The organism is Pseudomonas sp. E102 (assembly GCF_052660185.1).
Window position 1 is genome coordinate 2338106 of record NZ_CP084025.1, and the last position, 18995, is coordinate 2357100.

Consider the following 18995-nt stretch of genomic DNA (forward strand, 5'->3'; position numbering starts at 1 on the left):
CTATTTTGTAAGGTGCGAAAATTTTCTGGAGTGTCTCATCGACACATGAGGTTCAGCATGGACAACGCACACAGCAATGCAGGATTGGCCCCACGAGCAGGCACTGGGAAGACCTTCGTCGACCTTGACGGCTACAACGACACCAAGAAAATCGCGGTGGCCCCGGACGGCACGATATGGCTGGCGGGCATGACAAAGGTAGAAAAGGATTGGGAGTACGAAGGCTACCGGACCTCCCTGATGCGCTTCAATGCCGACGGCACCCTCGATACGACCTTCAGCGACGACGGCAAGACGCAGCTCCCTCACGATATTTTCCCAGGGGAAGGCTACAGTGCGGCCGTGCAGCCAGACGGGAAGTATCTGCTCGTCTACCCACAATTCACGTCCGGCATCGCCATGATCCGGCTCAATACCGACGGCACGGTGGACCAGGGGTTTGGTGTCAACGGTAAGGCCATCGTGCCGGGGTCCTGGGGCGATTATGCCAGTGCCACGGTACAGCCTGACGGCAAGATCCTGGTGTCGAATCAGGACAGCTACGAGAGTCTGTTTTCGGTCAGTCGCCTCAATGCCGACGGAACGCTTGACTCGACCTTCAATGGCGGCAACGCCATCCAATTCAATATCCCGAACATGGGCGCGCTGGAAGGGTACGGACTCACCCTGCAAGCGGATGGCAAATTGCTGGTGCCGGGTTACAACGGCGAGATGGTGGTCGCGCGCTTGAATGCAGACGGCAGCCTGGACAGCAGTTTCGGCACGGACGGCCTGGTCGATACGCAGGTGGCGGGCCTTGCAGCCTCGGTCACCGTCCAGGCCGATGGCAAGATCCTGTTGGCCGGTGGCGGCGAACAGAATGGCAGCGGTTTTGATTTCAAGATCATCAGGCTGAACCAGGACGGCACTCTGGACACAAGTTTCGGCAACGCTGGCGTCGCGGTGATCGACCTGACCGGTGATCGGGACATGGCTCGGGACATTACCGTTCTGGCGGACGGGAAAATCCTGGTGGCGGGGCAGAGCACCTATTTCGGCAACGCTGATTTCAGCCTTATCCGGCTCAACCCTGATGGTACGCTCGATACCACCTTCGGCGCACTTGACGGTGTGTTGCCGGGCATCGATGGAGGGCGGGGCGATGACGTCCTGTCAGGCACCTATGTCCCGGAACGACTCAGCGGCCATGACGGTGCCGACTTGCTTGATGGCGCTGGGCAACGGGACGTGCTGGAGGGCGGAGCCGGTGCCGATGTCTTCCGGGTCAGTACGATCGGCGACAGTTACCGCACCGACAACCAGGCCGTCAGCGATCGAATCGTCGACTTCGACGCCGATCTGGATCGGATCGATTTGACGTCGCTGGGGTTCAGCGGGTTCGGCAACGGATTGGATGGAACCCTGGCGGTGCACGTCAACGAGGCCGGAACGCGAACCTATCTGAAAAGCTTCGACGCGGACGGGCGGGGGCATCGTTTCGAATTGGTCCTGGATGGCGACGTGGCTCAGGCCCTCGATGAAACCAACGTGGTATTCGCGCCGCACCTGATCCAGGGGACCGAGTCAGCCGACCGACTGATGGGTTCGGTGGTCGGTGACCAGATTGTCGCCGGCGCCGGTAACGATGTCGTTTCGGGCGGCAATGGGCACGATGTCATCGACGGCGGGCTGGGACGCGACGTGCTCAGCGGCGGCGAGGGTTGGGATGTTTTCCGCTTCGATGCTCTCGATGACAGCTTTCGCACGGCCGACGGCAATTTCCAGGATCGGATCATCGACTTCGATCCGCTCACGGACAAGATCGACGTGTCGGCGTTGGGCTTCACCGAGTTCTGGAGCGGCTATAACAAAACGCTGCAAGCGGTCGTCAGTGAAGACGGCCAGCGGACCTACCTGAAAAGCTATGAGGCGGATGACGAGGGGCGCCGATTCGAGGTCACCCTGGAGGGGAATGTGGCAGCGCAACTGAGCGACAAGAACTTTATCTTCGCTTCAGGTGACGAGCCCTTTGCGCAACTGCAACTCTTGGGCGTCGCGGCCCCGGAACAGTTCGGGTAGACGGTCTGCCTGCGAGTAAAAATGTCGGAACTAACGCGCTTCCGACACGATCCTTTTCCAAGGCGTATCACCGCGACCGAAAAGGAGTTGTCATGACCGTTACCGCCCATCCTATCTACCGAAGCACGCCGGGACCGCTCCATGCGGTCCTGCTTGCCGGCACGGTTCCACTGTTTCTCGGGGGCCTGCTCAGCGACATCGCTTACTACAAGACCTACCAGATCCAATGGAGCAATTTCGCCTCCTGGTTGATTGCCGGTGGGTTGCTGTTTTGTGGGCTGGCGTTGGTGTTCGCGCTGGTCAATCTGATTCGCGCGGACCACAAGGCCGGTCGTCCGGTAGGCTATTTCCTGTTGTTGCTCGTCACCTGGGTGCTGGGGCTGATCAACGCCTTCGAGCACGCCAAGGACGCCTGGGCCGCGATGCCCCAGGGCCTGGCATTGTCCGTCGTCGTGACCTTGCTGGCCTGCGTGGCGGCATGGGTCGGGCTGACCAACCTGCGTTCGGGAGGTGAGCAATGAACCCTCGCATCCCATTGACGGCCTTGAGCATGGCCCTGCTGTTGAGCGGTTGCGGAGGCGAAGGGGACGCCACGCAAGCGCGCGGTCCGGACCCGAAGTTGCCGGAGCCCCAGCGTAGCCTCCTGCCCAGCATGAAAATCGCCGAGCCGGTGGCTTGGGGTGACCAGAAGCCTACGGTGCCGCAAGGCTACGACATCACCGCCATCGCCACCGACCTGAAAATACCGCGCCAGACCCTCGTCTTGCCCAACGGCGATATCCTGGTGGCCGAAGGCAGAGGCGGAAATGCACCGAAGTTGAAGCCCAAGGATGTGATCGCCAGCGTCATCAAGGCGAAGGGCAACACGCAGGTCAAGGGCGGTAACCGCCTGACCCTGTTGCGCGACGCCGATGGCGATGGCACTTACGAGCTCAAGACTGTCTTCGCCGAAAACCTCAACGCGCCCTATGGGCTGGCGTTTGCCGACGGCAAGCTGTACGTGGCGAACCAGGATGCGCTGGTCCGCTTCGACTACCAGGAGGGCCAGACCAAGGCCAGCGGGGCGCCCGTCAAGGTCACTGATCTACCGTCGGCGATCAACCATCACTGGACCAAGGCGTTGGCCATCAGCCCCGACGGGCGCTCGCTGTATGTCGGTATCGGTTCCAACAGCAACGTCACCGAGCGCGGCATGGAAGTCGAGATCGACCGAGCGATGGTCTGGCAGATCGACGCCGAGACGGGCGCCCACAAGCCTTATGCGACCGGCCTGCGCAACCCGACGGCGTTGAAGGTCGAACCTGGTTCCGGGCAGTTGTGGGCGGTGGTCAACGAGCGGGACGAGTTAGGGCCCGACCTGGTGCCGGATTACCTGACTTCGGTGCGCGAAGGCGCGTTCTACGGGTGGCCCTATAGCTATTGGGGGCAGAACGTCGATCCACGGGCGCAGCCGCAGGATCCGCAAAAAGTCGCCGCTGCGGTCAAGCCCGACTACAGCCTGGGGTCCCACGTCGCCGCCCTGGGTGTCGATTTTTCGATTCCGGCCATGGGCGAACAGTTCGCCGAAGGGGCGTTCGTGGGTGAGCACGGCAGTTGGAACCGTGACCAGCCTGTAGGCTACAAGGTGATCTTCGTGCCGTTCAGCAACGGGCGGCCCGCCGGTGAGCCGGTGGATTTCGCGACTGGCTTTCGCGGGTCCGATGGCAAGACCCGGGGGCGGCCAGTGGGCGTGACGGTCGATCCTCGGGGTGCCTTGATCATCGCCGACGACCTGGCGAACACGGTCTGGCGTGTAACCCGCAAGCCATGATCCCCAAGCCCGGGGCGGATCGTCGTCCCGGGCAATCTCCATGACTGACTAAGCGGAAACACTGTTCGACCGGTTTTTTGCGCCTTCAGAACGGGCCCAGTTTGAGTGGGTACTGGATGACGATGTACAGCCTGTCGATGTCATCGCCGGCCTGGGCGCTGTTGGCGCGATGGGTGACGTGGGACAGCTGCAACGACAAGTCCTTGGCCGGGCCTGACGGCACGAGATAGCGCAGGTCGATGTCGCGTTCCCAATGTCGGCCGCCGTCTCCCTGCTGCGGGACGTAGTTGCCGATGATGCCGTCGTACGGGTTGTAGGCGCCGCCCCGGGGAGCATGGCTGCCATCTATCCTGTGCCCTGTCACGTAGCGGGCCATGAAGCTAAGGCCGGGAACGCCCATGGCGCCCAGGTCAAGGTCGTAGCGTGCCTGCCAGGAGCGTTCGCCCGGGCCATTGAAGTCGGCATATTTGATCGAATTGGCCAAGTAGATGGAGTCGCCGCCGACGAAGTCGAAAGGCGTGTCGCCGCGCACTTTCTGATAGGCCAGGGTGAATGCCTGGGCCTCGCGTCGGTATTTGCCCGCGAGGCTGAATGCCGTGTTGTCGATGGCCCCGGCACTGGCTTGGCCGTGGTCGCGGGTGTAATACAGGTTGCCGTCCAGGAACAGGTCGCCAGCGGTTGCGTGCAGATTGCCGTAGTACTGGCGCCAGGTGTCGCTCAGTTCGGAGGCGTAGAGCGCGCCGCCCACTCGCTGGCCGCTGAAAAGATCGGCACCGATGAAATCGATGCTGGCGTGTCGGGTGGTTGCCCCGTAGCCGGAAAAATCTCCCTTGGCGGTGGACGCATCCTGATTCTTGAACGCGCTGAAATGACCGGCCTGGAGATCGACCCCGTCGATCTCCCGACTGGTGAGGAGTGCGCCGCTGGCGTATTCCGGTTGCAGGCGTTTGTCCGCAGTGTCGAATACCGGCGTCGCCACGGTCATTTCGCCCAGTGCCAGGGTGGTTCGCGACAGGTTGAATTTCAGCGCGCCGCCGGCGCTGGAATATTGATCCTCGCTACGGCCGTCGCTGTCCAGCGGCAGCAATCCCGTTCCGGCGTGGCCCTTGCCGCCGTCCAGTTTCAAGCCCAGGAACCCGTGGGCGTCGATGCCTACGCCGAGGATGCCGGGGGTGAAGCCAGACTCGAACGTGGCGATGAATCCTTGCGCCCATTCCTTCTTGTAGCTTTGGCCCGCCGGGGTAGGGGACCGGTAGTCACTGTTGAGGTAAAAGTTGCGGCCCAGTACCTCCAGCGACGCCCCTTCCAAGAGGCCGGGCGCCGCCAGTGCTGGGGCGTTTGCTGTCAGCAGGGCGAGGAACCAGAGCGGCTTCAGCGTAAACGTCGCTTGCCCGGGGGCGATCAGGTTTTTCATGACAGGCGACATGGATGATTTCCAGATAACAGAGGCTCGCGCGATCACCCAGGCTCCCCCGCGTGCAGTAACGTGCGCAGCATGCGGTATCGCCAGGCGAACGGGCTGATGCCTTCGCTATGGGTGAAGATGTGGCAGAAGTGCGCCTGGTCGCAAAAGCCGCATTCCTGGCTGATTTGCGTGAGGGTCAGGTCGGTGGTCTGCATTAGCCGCTTGGCGCGCATGATGCGCTGGGCCCTGATCCAGGCTTGAGGGGACTGACCGGTGCTGGCCTTGAACGCTCGGGAAAAGTGACTACGGGAAAGCGCGCACGCCTCGGCCAGCCGGGCTATTGCCAATGTTTCACCGAGGCCGTCGAAGATCATTTTCTTGACCAGGCTTTCACGCCAGGGCGAAAGGCCGCCGTGGTTGGATTTTTGCAACGGCGTAAGGGGCGTCCTGACGGCGGTGAGCGATGGATGAGCCATGACATGAGTTCCGTGCCAGCGGGAAGCACGTCGATGTGCAGCGCTCTGGGGCGCGCGTCCCGCTTTAGAAGGTCTGCAGAGAGCCTCCATTTTTGGTGACGCCGCGCGCGGGTGCGAGTTAATCGTTGTTAATTACGTTAAGACAATCGAATGAACGCCTGATTTGACCCACCGGTCATACGATAACGGACCCGACAGCACTCCAGAAAGCCGCGCCCGTGCCGACTCAAGGGTATTGCCTATAGTTTCTGCTTCACAGGGACGCCCGCTGACGCGACGGAACACAGATCATGACCCAATCTTCTTCCCATCCCAACTTCAAGTCCCTTGGCTGCGCCGAGTGTCGTGACCACGAGGCGCTGGGGTTCGAATTCACCATGGCGTTCCAACCCATCTTCAATGTCCGCACGCGCCAGGCGTTTGCGTACGAGGCGTTGGTCCGAGGCCTGAAGGGTGAGTCGGCCGGCCATATCCTGGGGCTGGTGAACGACAGCAACCGCTACCGATTCGACCAGGCCTGTCGCGTGAAGGCCATCGAAGAAGCCGCTCGGCTGGGTATCCTGGAGATTCCCGGTTGCCTGCTCAGCATCAACTTCCTGCCCAACGCCGTCTACCGGGCCGAGACCTGCATTCGCGCAACCCTGGAGGCTGCGCGTCAGACCGGCTTTCCGCCAGACAGGCTGATGTTCGAAGTGACGGAAGGCGAGCGTGTCGACGACCCCGATCACTTGAAATCGATTTTCATGGAATATGAGCGCCAGGGTTTCACCACGGCCATCGATGATTTCGGGTCTGGCTACTCAGGGCTCAACCTGTTGGCGCTGTTCCAACCCCAGGTGCTGAAAATCGACATGGCGCTGACCCGAGGCATCGATCACGATCCGGTCAAGCGTGCCATCGTCGAGGGGATCATCCTGGTCGCCAACCGGCTGGGGATTACCATCATTGCCGAGGGCGTCGAGACGCGCGAAGAGAGCGCTACGCTGCTGGCGATGGGCATCGAGTTGATGCAAGGATTTCTTTATGCGCGGCCCGAAATCGGCCGGCTGGCGGTCGGAAGCTTTGATTAACCGATAGCTTGAAGCAATGGTGACGCAGGCCTCACCGGGGTGGGCCTGCTTTTACCAGGGCGGTGCTGTTGTGGTTACACCGGCGGAGTCCGCGGCGGGATCATCCGTTTCGATCCCAGCGACTCGAACGCCGAAGCCAGCTGCAACAGGTTCGAATCGTCATAGGCTCGGCCGGCGAACGTCAGGCCGACAGGCATGCCGATGTCTGCCATGACGCCCATCGGCACGGTGACGGTGGGCACGCCCAGGTGGCGGATGGCGAGGTTGCCGTTGGCGACCCAGACCCCATTGCTCCAGGCGATGTCGGCCGAGGCTGGATTGACGTCCGCGTCCGCTGGGCCGACGTCGGCCGCCGTGGGGAAGATCACCGCATCGAGGCCCAGGCGCGCCATCCAATCTTCCAAGTCGATCCGGCGCGTCTCTTCGAGACCTCGCAAGCCATCAGGCAAGGTAGGAATCTGGTCCCACGGCGTGATTCCGCGCTGGGCCATCTTCACGTACTCGTCCATGCCGGCGGCAAGGTCGTCCTCGCGGTTGGGCAGGGTGCCAGGGTCGTGGGGGAAAATCAGCGGTCCGTCGACGTCGGCCAGGCGATTGAGTTTCGGATCACCGTTGGCCCGCAGGAAATCATCGAATGCCCAGGCCGATAGATCCCACAATTCGTGGTGCAGGAACTCCTTGGACACCAGGCCGCGGGTGAACACGGTCGGCGCGCCAGGGCGATCACCCTCGCAGTTGGATACCAACGGGAAATCCACCTCGATCACCTCGGCGCCTTGGGCTTGCAGAGCCTTGCGCGCTTCTTCCCAAAGAGCGATCACCGACGGGCGCGTGATGATGCGCTGGCCGGTCGGGCCACCGATCCCTGGCTTTTCGGCCGTGCCCGCCTCGGGGTCGGCGTTGATGTACATGCGCGGGACCCCAAAGCGCACGCCGGCCAGCACCTGCGGTTTGGCGGCAAGGCTTTGGTAGGACGCGGGACGAACGGAATCGACGGAGGGAATCGGCACCCAGGGTTGCAGGCGCCACAAGTCTCCGCGGGTGTCGGGGTCATTGGCCACCACCACGTCCAGCACTTCGAGCAGGTCGGCCATGGTCCTGGCGAAGGGCACGACAACGTCCATGGTTGGCGTCAACGGCCAATTGCCGCGCACCGAGATCACTCCCCGCGAAGGCGTGTAGGCGCACAGCCCGTTGTTGGACGCGGGCCCGCGTCCGCTGGACCAGGTTTCTTCGGCGAGGCCAAAGGCGGCAAAGCTGGCGGCGGTGGCGGTGCCCGCACCGTTGGACGAGCCGGAGGCAAAGGGCGCGGTGAGGTAGTCACCGTTGTACGGGCTTTCGGCGCGGCCATATACACCGCGTTGCATGCCGCCGTTCGCCATCGGCGGCATGTTGGTCTTGCCCAGGCAAATGGCCCCGGCGGCGCGCAGCCGCTCGACGGTGAAGGCGTCGCGGTAGGCAACCAGGTCCTTGAAGGCCGGGCTGCCAGAGGCAGCGGTCAGGCCCTTCACCAGGTAACTGTCCTTGGCCGTGTAAGGAATGCCGTCGAGCGGGCCCAGTGTCTGGCCCTTGGCCCGACGGGTATCCGACGCCTTCGCCTCTTGCAGCGCGTCGGGGTTGCGAACCACCACGGCGTTGAGGGCCGTGGGCGTTTCGGGGCCGTCGTAGGCGTCGATTCGGGCAAGGTAGGCCTGGACCAGTTCGACCGCCGTGGTCTGGCCGGATTCGAGCGCAGCCCGGAGTTGGGCGATGGAGACTTCGGTGATTTCAATCATGCGATGACCGCTGCGGCTGGCGAATGACGTGATGCGAGGCTTGGTTCGAACGAAGTTCGGGTGGCTTCACGTCTTTCAAAATGGGTTCTGATATCGGTTGCAGACTTTACTACGAGAGCGCCAGCCATTCACGAGGAATGTCCCGTGGCGTGGCAGCCGTTGTCACAGACCGTCCGAGGGGACGTGCGGTAATCGAGCGTTCTTGACAACAGATTCGTGGGCGCGAATACTTCCGCCTAAATTCATATAGATGACTAGATAACAAGGTAGATAACGTCTGATGAACCCACTCCCCAGCGATGCCCGCTTGCCGCTCTATCAACGTTTGCGCGACCAATTGGCCGAGCAGATTGCCAACAATCGCTGGCGTCCGGGGGAGGCGATTCCCACCGAGGCGGCGCTTTCAGCCGAATACCAACTGTCCACCGGGACGGTGCGCAAGGCGATCGATGCGTTGGTCAGCGAAGGCGTCCTGGAGCGTCAGCAGGGCCGAGGCACCTTCATTCGTCGCCCCCAGTTCCAGTCGTCGTTGTTTCGTTTCTTCCGTTTTCAGTCCGCGTCCGGGGAGCGCCGGGTTCCAGAGAGCCGCATCTTGTCGGTAGACCCGGTGGCGGCGCCGTCAGCCGTGGCCCAGGCGTTGGGGCTGCCAGTGGAGGCGGCGGTGATTCGTATCGTGCGGGTGCGTCTGCTGGACGTCGAGCCCGTGCTCGCCGAAGAGATCTGGCTGCCTCGCAGCCGATTCCAGCCGTTGCTGGAAATCGACCTGAACCACAAAGGCCCGTTGCTTTATCCCATCTATGAAGAGACCTGCGGGCAGGTTGTCGCTTATGCGCAGGAAACCCTCACCGCCGAGTCAGTCAACGACGTGCATGCCCGCTTGTTGCAAGTGCCGGTCAACAGCCCGGTGGTGGTAATCGAGCGCCTGGCCCGTGATTACGCGGGCAACCCGCTGGAGTGGCGACGTTCGCGCGGGCATGCCGAGCATTTCCGCTACAGCGTAGAGATTCGTTGACCTCAGCGGGTTAGCGGATCGCCCGGCAGCAAATACCGCTGCCCTTGCCGTTTGTGTTTTTCCTGACTGGCCTTGCAGCGGCACGGTTCGCGCTCGGCTGCCTTTCGTTCCACCTACAAGGATAAAAATCATGTTCAGTTGGTATCGGCAAATCACCTCCCGGGAGCGTAAGACGTTCTGGGCCTGTTTCGGCGGATGGTCTCTCGACGCGCTGGAAGTTCAGATGTTCGGCCTGGCGATCCCGGCGCTGATCGCCGCGTTCGCCTTGTCCAAAGGCGATGCGGGGCTGATCAGCGGGGTCACGCTGGTGACCTCGGCCCTGGGTGGCTGGGTGGGCGGGACGCTGTCCGATCGCTACGGGCGGGTGCGCACGCTGCAGTGGATGATCCTGTGGTTTTCGTTCTTCACCTTCCTGTCGGCGTTCGTCACAGGCTTCCATCAATTGTTGATCGTCAAGGCCCTGCAAGGCTTCGGGATCGGTGGTGAATGGGCCGCCGGCGCGGTGCTGATGGCCGAGACGATCAATCCGAAATACCGCGGCAAGGTCATGGGCACGGTGCAGAGTGCCTGGGCGGTGGGCTGGGGGTTGGCGGTGGGCGTCTTTACGCTGATCTATTCCCTGGTGCCGCAGGACATGGCCTGGCGGGTGATGTTCATCGTCGGCTTGCTGCCGTCGTTCCTGATCATCTGGGTGCGTCGCAACGTCGAGGAGCCGGACAGCTTCCAACGGCTGCAAAAGGAACAGGCCATTCCCCAGAGTTTTTTCAAGTCCCTGGGCGGTATCTTTCGCCCTGAGTTGATTCGCGTGACATTGTTCGGTGGCTTGCTGGGGCTGGGGGCACACGGCGGTTACCACGCGGTGATGACGTGGCTGCCGACGTTCCTCAAGACCGAACGCAACCTGTCGGTGCTCAACTCCGGCGGCTACCTGGCGGTGATCATCTTCGCCTTCTGGTGTGGCTGTGTGGTCAGCGGGCTGCTGATCGATCGCATCGGCCGACGCAAGAACATCCTGCTGTTTGCGCTGTGCTGCGTCGTGACGGTGCAGTGCTACGTGTTCCTGCCGCTGACCAATACCCAGATGTTGTTCCTGGGTTTCCCCCTCGGCTTTTTCGCGGCCGGCATTCCGGCCAGTCTCGGGGCGTTTTTCAACGAGTTGTACCCGGCGGATGTGCGCGGCGCCGGTGTCGGCTTTTGCTACAACTTCGGCCGGGTCCTCTCGGCGCTGTTTCCGTTCCTGGTTGGTCATATGAGCGATTCCATGTCCCTGGGGTCGGCCATCGGCATCGACGCCGGCATTGCCTACGGCGTAGCGGTGCTTGCGGCGCTTTGCCTGCCGGAAACCCGAGGCCGCAGCCTTGAGGCCACGGCGCCGCCTGCGCCGGAAGTAGCGCCTGACACCGAGAGAGCCCGGGCCTGATCACTGCTTATTTTCGAAAGATGAAGACCAATGGTTGATACCTGCACTACGCCGATCACCGGCATCGACAGCCATGCCCATGTGTTCAGCCGTGAACTGGAGCTGGCTGCGGTGCGGCGCTACACACCGGATTATGACGCCACGCTTGCGCAATACCTGGATCATCTGCGTTCCCACGGCCTGAGCCATGGGGTATTGGTCCAGCCGAGCTTTCTCGGCACCGATAACCGTTACCTGCTGGCCGCCCTCCGGCAGGCACCGGGGCAACTGCGCGGCGTTGTGGTGGTGGAACCCGAGATCAGCCGGACCGTGCTGAATGAAATGGCACGGCTGGGGGTGGTCGGCGTTCGCTTGAACCTGATGGGCAAGGCCGTGCCTGATTTTTGCGAGACAAGGTGGAAAGGCTTCCTGGCGCATCTTGCCGAGTTGGACTGGCACGTGGAACTGCATGCGCCGATCGACCAACTGGCCGGGTTGATCAGCCAACTGATCCCTTTTGGCATCCGCCTGGTGGTCGACCATTTCGGTCGTCCGGATGCCCGTCTGGGCCTCGACCAACCGGGTTTCGCCGAGCTGCTTGAGTTGGGGCTCGGCGGGCAAGTCTGGATGAAGGTCTCGGGCATCTACCGATTGGCGGGGACGGATCGAGAAAATCTCGACTTCGCCCGCTCCGCGTTGGCGATGCTGGAGCAGAGCCTGGGCCCTCATCGGATGGTGTGGGGCAGCGATTGGCCACATACACAACATGAAGGCGTCGTGGGCTTCGACACCGTGGTTCGGCAGTTGCGGGCTTTGCAATGCCCGGCGCCGCTCTTGCGCGCGCTCATGGTGGAAACCCCCCGCACATTATTCAAGTTTTAAGACGCGCCCGCCGGTATGGCGAACTTTCCTGAACTCGTAGGCTGAATAAACATCTAGTATCTATTGCAGCTGCATGAAAAAATCCGCGCCGGCATATTTATAAGGAGTTATCCGGGCCGGGATCACGACTCAGGTTGAAGCCTGAGTCGTTGTGTAGCAGGCATTCAGCCAGGCGGATTGAGGATCAACCATGTCGAATATAGAAGCGTTTCCCACGGGGACGCGCACGCCGAGCGAGTATGAAAGCCTTGTGGCAACGGGCACCAGCGCACTTGATGCGATTCCTGGCGCGGTGTACCTGTGCGATCACAACGGCTGGCTGGTGCGGCACAACAGCGAGGCGGCCGCCATGTGGGGGCGGACGCCGATTCTGGGGGAGGGCGGTGATCGTTTCTGCGGTTCCTATCGTTTGTTCCTGCCCGACGGCACTCCGCTTGCCTTCGAAGACTGCCCGATGGCCACAGCCCTCGTCACGGGTGAGGCAACGCGCAACCAGGAAGTGTTCATCGAGCGTCCGGACGGATCGCGATTCATTGCCCTGGTGAATATCAGGCCATTGAAAGACTCCCAAGGCATCATCCAAGGGGCGATCAACTGCTTCCAGGACATTTCGGCGCAGCATGCCTTGGCCGAAGAGCTGCGACGCAAGAATGAGGACCTTGAAGATTTCTTCGAGAACAGCGCCGTGGGCCTCCACATCGTCAGTGGTGAAGGCATCATCCTGCGCGCCAACAAGGCCGAACTGGCCTTGCTGGGTTATTCGCCGGAGGAATACATCGGCCGTAGCATCACCGATTTCCATGCCGACGAGCCGGTCATCAACGACATCCTGAACAAGCTCGGCAGCGGTCAATGCCTGCAGGATTACCCGGCGCGCCTGAAGGCCAAGGACGGCTCGATCAAGCATGTCACCATCACGTCCAACGGCCGGTTCGAAGAGGGAAAACTGTTCAATACGCGGTGCTTTACGGTGGATATGACCAGTGTCCACGTGGCCGAGACGGCGCGCCAGGAGAGCGACGACAGACTCCTGGCGACTTACCAAGCGGCGACGATCGGCATTGCCGAGTCCGGCGCGGATGGCCGGCTGCTGCGCGTCAACGACGCCCTCTGCAACATGCTGGGCCGCACGCGCGAAGAGCTATTGGAAATGACATTCCTGGACTACACGCATAGGGACAGTACCGACGAGGATGCAGCCCTCTATGCACGCCAGGTGGCGGGTGAACTGGACAATTACGTGCTGCGCAAGCGCGCCTTCAAGCCCGATGGCGAGACCGTCTACCTGGACATCCACAGCTCGTCCGTGCGCGACGCCAACGGCGCGTTTCGGTATGGGGTCCGGATACTGCAGGACGTCACGCTGGCGCGTCGCATGGAAAATCAGATCCGCGACAGCGAGCGGCATATGCGCAACCTGCTCGAGGCCCTGCCGGCGGCTGTCTACACCACCGATGCTCAAGGCCGTATCACCTTTTTCAATCGGGCAGCAGTGGAGTTGTCGGGACAAACACCACAGTTGGGCGACCTTTGGTGCGTGACCTGGAAATTGTTCACCACCGACGGGACCTTCCTGCCCCACGACCAGTGCCCGATGGCAGTCGCCCTGAAGGAAAACCGGCCGATACGCGGGGTCGAAGCCGTCGCGGAGCGGCCCGACGGCACACGGGTGCCGTTCGCCCCGTACCCTACGCCGCTGCACGATGCCGAGGGCAACCTGGTGGGCGCCATCAACATGCTGGTGGATATCTCCGAGCGAAAACAAGCGGAAGACCGGCAAAAAACCCTGATCGACGAGCTCAACCATCGGGTCAAGAACACCTTGGCCACGGTGCAATCCCTGGCGGCCCAGACGGCACGCAACGCAGAAAGCGCCAAGGACGGTTACAACCGGTTCGAAGCGCGGCTGCTCGCGTTGTCCCGCGCCCATGACCTGCTGACGAGGCGGCATTGGGGCCATACGGCCCTGGGGTCCCTGGCCCAGGAGGTGCTCATGCCCATTTTCGGCACTGATTCTGACCGTATCACGATCGAGGGTGATCCCATTGACGTCGATACCCGGGTCGCGCTCGGCCTCACGATGACGCTCAACGAATTGGCGATCAACGCCCTTAAATACGGTTCGATGTCCGTCGAGACGGGCCGCCTTTCATTGAGCTGGAATGTCCAGCCGCAATCGAACGGCGTGTTGCTGACCGTGGACTGGCGCGAGCAAGACGGACCGCCAGTGTCGCAACCGGAACGCGAGGGTTTGGGTTCGCGATTGATGAAGCGCTGCATCGAACGCGACCTGGGTGGAATATTTGTGCTGACCTTCGCGCCTGAAGGCGTGCTCTGCCGGTTCTCCTTCATGGTTCCCGAGCACCACGCATGACGATATTTGCCGGGATCAAGGTGTTGCTCGTCGAGGATGAAGGCACAGTCGCCATGCTGATCGAGGAAATGCTCGAAGAGCAGGGGTGCGAGGTGGTGGCCTCCATCCCGCGGCTTGCCATGGCCCGCGAAGCGGCGGGGACGGTTGAGGTCGATCTGGCGATCCTGGACGTCAACCTGGCCGGAGAACGGGTTTTTCCGGTGGCTGAAATCCTTCGTGATCGTAAAATTCCTTTTTTATTCAGCACCGGATACGGCGCCAGCGGCCTGCCCGCCGAGTTTGCCCAGTGCCCGGTGTTGCACAAGCCGTTTTCGGAAAACGAGTTGCAATTGAAGATAGCGTTGACGCTGGAAAACCAAAGCATGTCCAAGGAGCGACCATGAGTCTGCACGGCCAATACGATTCCCAGAACATTTTCGCGATGATCCTTCGGGGTGAAGCACCTGCCTACAAGATCTACGAAGATGACGATGTGCTGGCCTTCCTCGACATCTTTCCCCAGTCCCGGGGCCATGTGCTAGTCATTCCAAAGGGGGCCCAGGCGCGCAACATCCTCGACGTCGACCCGGCAATCCTTGGCAAGATGATGGCAGCGGTACAACGCCTGACCCGCATCATCGTCGACGAGTTGCAACCCGACGGCGTGCAAATCGCCCAATTCAACGGCGCGCCGGCGGGGCAGACGGTCTTTCACATCCATGTGCACATCGTTCCGCGCTGGGAAGGACAGGCGCCTGGCCTACATGGGCAAGGGAAAGCCGATCCGCAGGAGCTTGAGGCGTTGCAGGCGCGGTTGGTGGAGCGGATTCGCTCGGGGGCCTGATGGGGCGTAGCGCTTGTCCTCACCGCAGCGGAACGTACACATCGGTTTGCCATTGGTCTCGTGGTGTCTCGGGATAGGCGCTCAGGTAGTGGAAAAACAGCGGCTGGTCACGAAGTTCCTCGCCGCTTGCGGGTAGCCATTCACGGTAGATCGGATAGATCGTTTCGCCGATATGATCAGGCGATCCGGCGTGGCGGACCACTGCGTAGCGACCGCCGGGGATGACCATCGGCTGAACACCGAACGCGTTCGGCGCCACTTCCTCATCAATCTCGCCGCAGATCGCGAAGCGGAAGTCGTGTGGCGGTGTGGTGTCGGGGTTGCCGTAGGGAATGCCAAACGTACGGCTTGATGCCACGGGCGACTGCCCGCTACGCATACGCCATTCGATGAACCGGTCCACGCTTTCGCTGACGAGCCCGGCAGGGCCGCGATGTTCAAGCGCCGCAATCCTGACTTCAGGTAACTCGATGATTCGAACTTGCATAAAGATACTCCGTGAGAGATGGGGGATGGCAAACACCGTACTCCAGACCTGCCAGTTGGGTTTCTTCCTGAACGCGCTTGGCGCCATGCCGAACGCTCGGCCAAACGCTCGACAGAACGCCTCGGGGCTTTTAAAGCCCGCATCCAATGCGGCATCCAGTACCGAGTACCCAGCAAAGGCAACCAATTGATGTGCCGCGCGTCGTAGGCGCATCAGTTGCACATAACGTGAAACGGGCACGCCCATGAACGCCGTGAATTGTCGATGGAAGTGAAACACCGAGAAGTTCGCCACATCACTCAACGTTTTCACCGAGAGATCACCTTCGAGATTGGCGTCGATGTAGGCGAGGACGGCGTCGAAGCGTCTTTTATAGGTGGAGGTCTTTGGCAAGTCGGGCACGGATCAGGGCTCTTGGAAACGGGTCGGGCCTAGAGTCGACTATACGCCGCGAGCCCGCCTAGCCGCTTTTGCTAAAAGAACAGGCGGGGACTACGAACGCGGACGGCTGAAATTACCCCGCCCGCCATTATCACCGCGTGTTACGCGGGTCCGATATGCACGCGGTACCGGATATGTCGATCGAATCGGTCTTCCGGATTTTCATAGGCTTCCAGCTTTTCCAGGAAGCCTATGCGCTCAAGACCGGCCAAGTCCTCTAGCGTCCAGTCAAACGGGAAGTCGCCGGAGAACGTCTTGCCTTGATGTTCAACCCAGTGATTGACCGGGAAGGGCATGTAGCCGAGCCACTCTGATTGATAGGTGATTTCATCAGATTGGCTCGTGGTCACAACGGCTCGGATCAGCTTCTTGATAATTGCTAGGCGTTCGTCCATGGGTTTTTCGAACCTGGTTGCCGATATATCACTTCAGGCTGTTCTGAAAGAAACTCATCAACTTGTCAAACGGAATCAGATCGACCCGATCATAAAGATCCACATGCCCGGCCCCAGGGATGATCACCAGTTCCTTGGGCTGGCCGGCAAGTTTATAGGCCTCTTCGCTGAACTCCCTGGAGTGGGCATCGGCGCCGGCAATGAAGAGCATCGGGTGAGGTGAAATGGTCTCGATGTCATTGAGCGGGTAGAAGTTCATGAACTTGATGTTGCTGGTGAGCGTGGGGTGCGTAGTCAAGTTCCTGGACGAGCCGGATGGCGTGAACTCGCCGCGTGGGGTGCGGTAGAAGTCGAAGAATTCGCGTTGGATAGGGTGGGTGTTTTCATCCAGCTTGTGCACCGTACCGCTGGTGTACAGCGTTTCACCGCCGGCGAACTCGACGTTACGCTGCTGCGTTGCCTGAGCGATGATGGCTCGGCGTTGATCGAGCGTCTGGGAATGCTTCAACCCGTTGCGATTGACGCCGCCCATGTCATACATGCTCACGGTGGCGATGGCCTTCATGCGCGGGTCGATCTTGGCGGCACTGATCACGAAGCTGCCGCTGCCGCAGATACCGAGGGCGCCAATCCGTTCCTTGTCGACGAAAGGTTGGGCACTGAGATAGTCCACCGCCGCGCTGAAGTCCTCGGCGTAGATATCCGGCGAGACCGCGTTGCGTGGCCGTCCCTCGCTTTCGCCCCAGAACGACAGGTCGAGAGAGAGGGTCACGAAGCCTTTTTCAGCCATCTTCGTCGCATATAGATTCGCGCTCTGTTCCTTCACCGCGCCCATTGGATGGCCCACGACAATCGCCGGATTGCTTGTGTTGCCGTTGAGTTTTTTCGGGATGAACAGGTTGCCTGCCACATTCATCTGATATTGGTTCTTGAAACTGACCTTTTTCACGGTCACTTCGTCGCTGGTGTAGAAATTGTCTGCGCCGTTGGACATATCGGCTCCTATCGCTGAAAGAGACATGACGAAAAGCGTTAATAGGACGAGGATCTTTTTCATGGGTGGACCTGTCGATGCGGGTTATCAATCGTGGGAGAACGTCACTCGCACGGTGCCTGGGCCCAATGCCTGAGCGAGTCCCGAGGTGTCGTTCACGTGACCGAGGCGCGTATAGGCGTAGGTCGAGTCGAAATCCTTGTAGAACATGACCAGGGTGTCCTTGCCGTACAGCATCAGGTCGCCGTTGCGGATGGTTCCCGGCCTGCTCGCCGTGGCGGGCAGCGTTTGGGGGAGGGTGGCGTATTTCTCGTTGCGATTGAGATCGCTCATCTCCAGTGCCAGTGGCGATAGCGCGACAAATCTCTGGGCAGCGGCGTTGTCAGCCACGGTAATGGCGAAACGCTGTTCACCCACGGTCATCCACATTGCCGTTTTCTCCGTGAGGGAAGATGCCAACGCAGCACCGTTGAGCGTTGCGTGGTTGCCAAGTACGAGCATGACCAGCGGTAACACAAGCCGGCCCGACCTTATCGCCGTTGTGCAGGGGTTCTTTTTCATAGGGGCCATGGTGACCTGCGCACAGTAAAGCGACTAGCTAATGAATGCTTAACAAGGCTATAAGCAAAGCTAATCAAACTGCTTGAAGTGCTTTCGCCATGGTCAAAAGAAATCTCAACGATCTGCTGTCTTTCGTCACCGTGGCGAGGGAGGGCAGCTTCACCCGGGCTGCCGGCGCATTGGGCGTCACCCAATCGGCGCTGAGCCAGGCGATCAGTGGGCTGGAGGCACGCCTGCAGATCCGCCTGCTCACGCGCACCACCCGCAGCGTGTCGCCGACCATTGCGGGGGAGCGCCTGCTGCAGGCCATCGGCAATCGTTTCGATGAGATCGAAGCCGAGCTGGCTATGCTCACGGAAATGCGCGACAAGCCCGCAGGCATTGTTCGCATCACCTGCGGCGACCACGTCTTGCGCACCACTTTGCTGCCGAAACTGACTGGGTTGCTGCATGACTATCCGGACATCAACGTTGAATTTGACGTCAGTTACGGCTTCCGTGACATCGTCGCGGACCGTTTCGATGCCGGGGTACGCTTGGGCGACACCATCGACAAGGACATGGTGGCAGTGCCGATAGGTCCTGAATTGCGAATGGCTGCGGTGGCTGCGCCTGGTTACTTCGACACCCGCGCCATTCCCAAGAGCCCCCGCGACCTGCTCGGCCATCGCTGTATCAACCAGCGCATGCCGACTTCTGGCGGGCTTTATGTCTGGGATTTCGAGCGGCGCGGCAAGCAGGTCAACGTCCGAGTAGACGGCCAGCTCATCTTCAATACCTCGACCCACATCGTTGACGCCGCGTTGGCCGGACTGGGCATTGCGTACCTGCCCGAAGAGGAATTCGAACCGCACCTGGAGGCGGGCCGGCTGGTGCGCGTACTGGAGGATTGGTGCCCACCATTTCCAGGCTACTATCTGTACTATCCCAGCCGACGGCAGCCTTCGCCTGCCTTTACCCTGGTTGCCAATGCATTGCGCAACGTCTGAGAGTAAAACGCTACGCCAGTCAGCCGGAACCTATGCATCGTCTC

The 18995-nt window shown here is 61.1% G+C and carries 18 protein-coding genes; 11 read left to right on the forward strand and 7 right to left on the reverse strand.

The window, feature by feature from the left end; all coding sequences use genetic code 11:
- Positions 1 to 57 precede the first annotated feature (57 nt).
- The 3 genes from DOCECA_RS10430 to DOCECA_RS10440 all read left to right on the forward strand — a co-directional run bounded on the left by DOCECA_RS10430 (position 58) and on the right by DOCECA_RS10440 (position 3868).
- The gene (locus DOCECA_RS10430; RefSeq protein ID WP_445571927.1) at positions 58 to 2058 is read left to right on the forward strand and encodes a M10 family metallopeptidase C-terminal domain-containing protein; all 2001 of its coding nucleotides are present in this window, start codon (positions 58 to 60) and stop codon (positions 2056 to 2058) included.
- A 92-nt stretch (positions 2059 to 2150) separates the two neighbouring features.
- Positions 2151 to 2579 (forward strand): DUF2231 domain-containing protein, encoded by a 429-nt coding sequence (locus DOCECA_RS10435; protein ID WP_420763786.1) that lies wholly within the window; start codon positions 2151 to 2153, stop codon positions 2577 to 2579.
- Positions 2576 to 3868, forward strand: a complete 1293-nt coding sequence (locus tag DOCECA_RS10440) for a PQQ-dependent sugar dehydrogenase (protein ID WP_434559066.1) — start codon at positions 2576 to 2578, stop codon at positions 3866 to 3868. Before DOCECA_RS10435 ends, DOCECA_RS10440 begins: the two co-directional genes overlap by 4 nt.
- 85 nt (positions 3869 to 3953) lie before the next feature.
- Here DOCECA_RS10440 and DOCECA_RS10445 read toward each other — a convergent pair whose 3' ends face one another.
- Complete coding sequence (locus DOCECA_RS10445; protein ID WP_434647633.1) at positions 3954 to 5294, reverse strand: OprD family porin; 1341 nt, start codon at positions 5292 to 5294, stop codon at positions 3954 to 3956.
- Between the two features lie 32 nt (positions 5295 to 5326).
- Positions 5327 to 5749, reverse strand: a complete 423-nt coding sequence (locus tag DOCECA_RS10450) for a helix-turn-helix domain-containing protein (RefSeq protein ID WP_434559062.1) — start codon at positions 5747 to 5749, stop codon at positions 5327 to 5329.
- Between the two features lie 290 nt (positions 5750 to 6039).
- Between DOCECA_RS10450 and DOCECA_RS10455 the strand changes: the two genes are divergently transcribed.
- Entirely contained in the window at positions 6040 to 6819 is a 780-nt protein-coding gene (locus DOCECA_RS10455; RefSeq protein ID WP_434605940.1) for an EAL domain-containing protein, read from the forward strand.
- Positions 6820 to 6893: 74 nt separating this feature from the next.
- On the opposite strand, the gene DOCECA_RS10460 is transcribed toward DOCECA_RS10455, so the two are convergent.
- Positions 6894 to 8594 carry an amidase gene (locus DOCECA_RS10460; RefSeq protein WP_445571928.1) on the reverse strand — a complete coding sequence of 567 codons (1701 nt, stop codon included), beginning with the start codon at positions 8592 to 8594 and terminating at the stop codon, positions 6894 to 6896.
- A gap of 280 nt (positions 8595 to 8874) precedes the next feature.
- On the opposite strand from DOCECA_RS10460, the gene DOCECA_RS10465 reads away from it, so the two are divergent.
- The 6 genes from DOCECA_RS10465 (at position 8875) to DOCECA_RS10490 (ending at position 15084) form a co-directional block, all read left to right on the forward strand.
- On the forward strand, positions 8875 to 9606 hold the full coding sequence (locus DOCECA_RS10465) for a GntR family transcriptional regulator (RefSeq protein ID WP_445571929.1): 732 nt from the start codon (positions 8875 to 8877) through the stop codon (positions 9604 to 9606).
- A 130-nt stretch (positions 9607 to 9736) separates the two neighbouring features.
- Entirely contained in the window at positions 9737 to 11026 is a 1290-nt protein-coding gene (locus DOCECA_RS10470) for an MFS transporter (protein ID WP_445571930.1), read from the forward strand.
- A 30-nt stretch (positions 11027 to 11056) separates the two neighbouring features.
- Entirely contained in the window at positions 11057 to 11887 is an 831-nt protein-coding gene (locus DOCECA_RS10475; protein WP_434676458.1) for an amidohydrolase family protein, read from the forward strand.
- Positions 11888 to 12077: 190 nt separating this feature from the next.
- Positions 12078 to 14261, forward strand: coding sequence for a PAS domain-containing sensor histidine kinase (locus DOCECA_RS10480; RefSeq protein ID WP_445571931.1), 2184 nt, complete (start codon positions 12078 to 12080; stop codon positions 14259 to 14261).
- 53 nt (positions 14262 to 14314) lie between these two features.
- Entirely contained in the window at positions 14315 to 14644 is a 330-nt protein-coding gene (locus tag DOCECA_RS10485; RefSeq protein WP_434605930.1) for a response regulator, read from the forward strand.
- On the forward strand, positions 14641 to 15084 hold the full coding sequence (locus tag DOCECA_RS10490; RefSeq protein ID WP_434605928.1) for an HIT family protein: 444 nt from the start codon (positions 14641 to 14643) through the stop codon (positions 15082 to 15084). Before DOCECA_RS10485 ends, DOCECA_RS10490 begins: the two co-directional genes overlap by 4 nt.
- Positions 15085 to 15103: 19 nt before the next feature.
- On the opposite strand, the gene DOCECA_RS10495 is transcribed toward DOCECA_RS10490, so the two are convergent.
- From DOCECA_RS10495 to DOCECA_RS10510, 4 genes are all read right to left on the reverse strand, one after another.
- Positions 15104 to 15973: an AraC family transcriptional regulator gene (locus DOCECA_RS10495; RefSeq protein ID WP_434647613.1), complete on the reverse strand. Its 870-nt coding sequence runs from the start codon at positions 15971 to 15973 to the stop codon at positions 15104 to 15106.
- Between the two features lie 140 nt (positions 15974 to 16113).
- Positions 16114 to 16407: a hypothetical protein gene (locus DOCECA_RS10500; protein WP_434647610.1), complete on the reverse strand. Its 294-nt coding sequence runs from the start codon at positions 16405 to 16407 to the stop codon at positions 16114 to 16116.
- 28 nt (positions 16408 to 16435) lie between these two features.
- Positions 16436 to 17464 carry an alpha/beta hydrolase gene (locus tag DOCECA_RS10505; protein WP_445571932.1) on the reverse strand — a complete coding sequence of 343 codons (1029 nt, stop codon included), beginning with the start codon at positions 17462 to 17464 and terminating at the stop codon, positions 16436 to 16438.
- Between the two features lie 24 nt (positions 17465 to 17488).
- Positions 17489 to 17830 (reverse strand): cyclophilin-like fold protein, encoded by a 342-nt coding sequence (locus DOCECA_RS10510; protein ID WP_434647604.1) that lies wholly within the window; start codon positions 17828 to 17830, stop codon positions 17489 to 17491.
- A gap of 230 nt (positions 17831 to 18060) precedes the next feature.
- On the opposite strand from DOCECA_RS10510, the gene DOCECA_RS10515 reads away from it, so the two are divergent.
- The gene (locus DOCECA_RS10515) at positions 18061 to 18951 is read left to right on the forward strand and encodes a LysR family transcriptional regulator (protein ID WP_420763801.1); all 891 of its coding nucleotides are present in this window, start codon (positions 18061 to 18063) and stop codon (positions 18949 to 18951) included.
- The last annotated feature ends 44 nt before the right edge of the window (positions 18952 to 18995 follow it).

Bases quoted from the DNA above. Each gene is read 5' to 3' on its own strand.
- DOCECA_RS10475 (WP_434676458.1), top strand. From the start codon at position 11,057: ATGGTTGATACCTGCACTACGCCGATCACCGGCATCGACAGCCATGCC.
- DOCECA_RS10450 (WP_434559062.1), bottom strand. From the start codon at position 5,749: ATGGCTCATCCATCGCTCACCGCCGTCAGGACGCCCCTTACGCCGTTG.
- DOCECA_RS10470 (WP_445571930.1), top strand. From the start codon at position 9,737: ATGTTCAGTTGGTATCGGCAAATCACCTCCCGGGAGCGTAAGACGTTC.
- DOCECA_RS10515 (WP_420763801.1), top strand. From the start codon at position 18,061: ATGGTCAAAAGAAATCTCAACGATCTGCTGTCTTTCGTCACCGTGGCG.
- DOCECA_RS10440 (WP_434559066.1), top strand. From the start codon at position 2,576: ATGAACCCTCGCATCCCATTGACGGCCTTGAGCATGGCCCTGCTGTTG.
- DOCECA_RS10455 (WP_434605940.1), top strand. From the start codon at position 6,040: ATGACCCAATCTTCTTCCCATCCCAACTTCAAGTCCCTTGGCTGCGCC.
- DOCECA_RS10465 (WP_445571929.1), top strand. From the start codon at position 8,875: ATGAACCCACTCCCCAGCGATGCCCGCTTGCCGCTCTATCAACGTTTG.
- DOCECA_RS10430 (WP_445571927.1), top strand. From the start codon at position 58: ATGGACAACGCACACAGCAATGCAGGATTGGCCCCACGAGCAGGCACT.
- DOCECA_RS10510 (WP_434647604.1), bottom strand. From the start codon at position 17,830: ATGTGGATGACCGTGGGTGAACAGCGTTTCGCCATTACCGTGGCTGAC.
- DOCECA_RS10480 (WP_445571931.1), top strand. From the start codon at position 12,078: ATGTCGAATATAGAAGCGTTTCCCACGGGGACGCGCACGCCGAGCGAG.
- DOCECA_RS10435 (WP_420763786.1), top strand. From the start codon at position 2,151: ATGACCGTTACCGCCCATCCTATCTACCGAAGCACGCCGGGACCGCTC.
- DOCECA_RS10445 (WP_434647633.1), bottom strand. From the start codon at position 5,294: ATGTCGCCTGTCATGAAAAACCTGATCGCCCCCGGGCAAGCGACGTTT.
- DOCECA_RS10485 (WP_434605930.1), top strand. From the start codon at position 14,315: ATGCTGATCGAGGAAATGCTCGAAGAGCAGGGGTGCGAGGTGGTGGCC.
- DOCECA_RS10505 (WP_445571932.1), bottom strand. From the start codon at position 17,464: ATGAAAAAGATCCTCGTCCTATTAACGCTTTTCGTCATGTCTCTTTCA.
- DOCECA_RS10460 (WP_445571928.1), bottom strand. From the start codon at position 8,594: ATGATTGAAATCACCGAAGTCTCCATCGCCCAACTCCGGGCTGCGCTC.
- DOCECA_RS10500 (WP_434647610.1), bottom strand. From the start codon at position 16,407: ATGGACGAACGCCTAGCAATTATCAAGAAGCTGATCCGAGCCGTTGTG.
- DOCECA_RS10490 (WP_434605928.1), top strand. From the start codon at position 14,641: ATGAGTCTGCACGGCCAATACGATTCCCAGAACATTTTCGCGATGATC.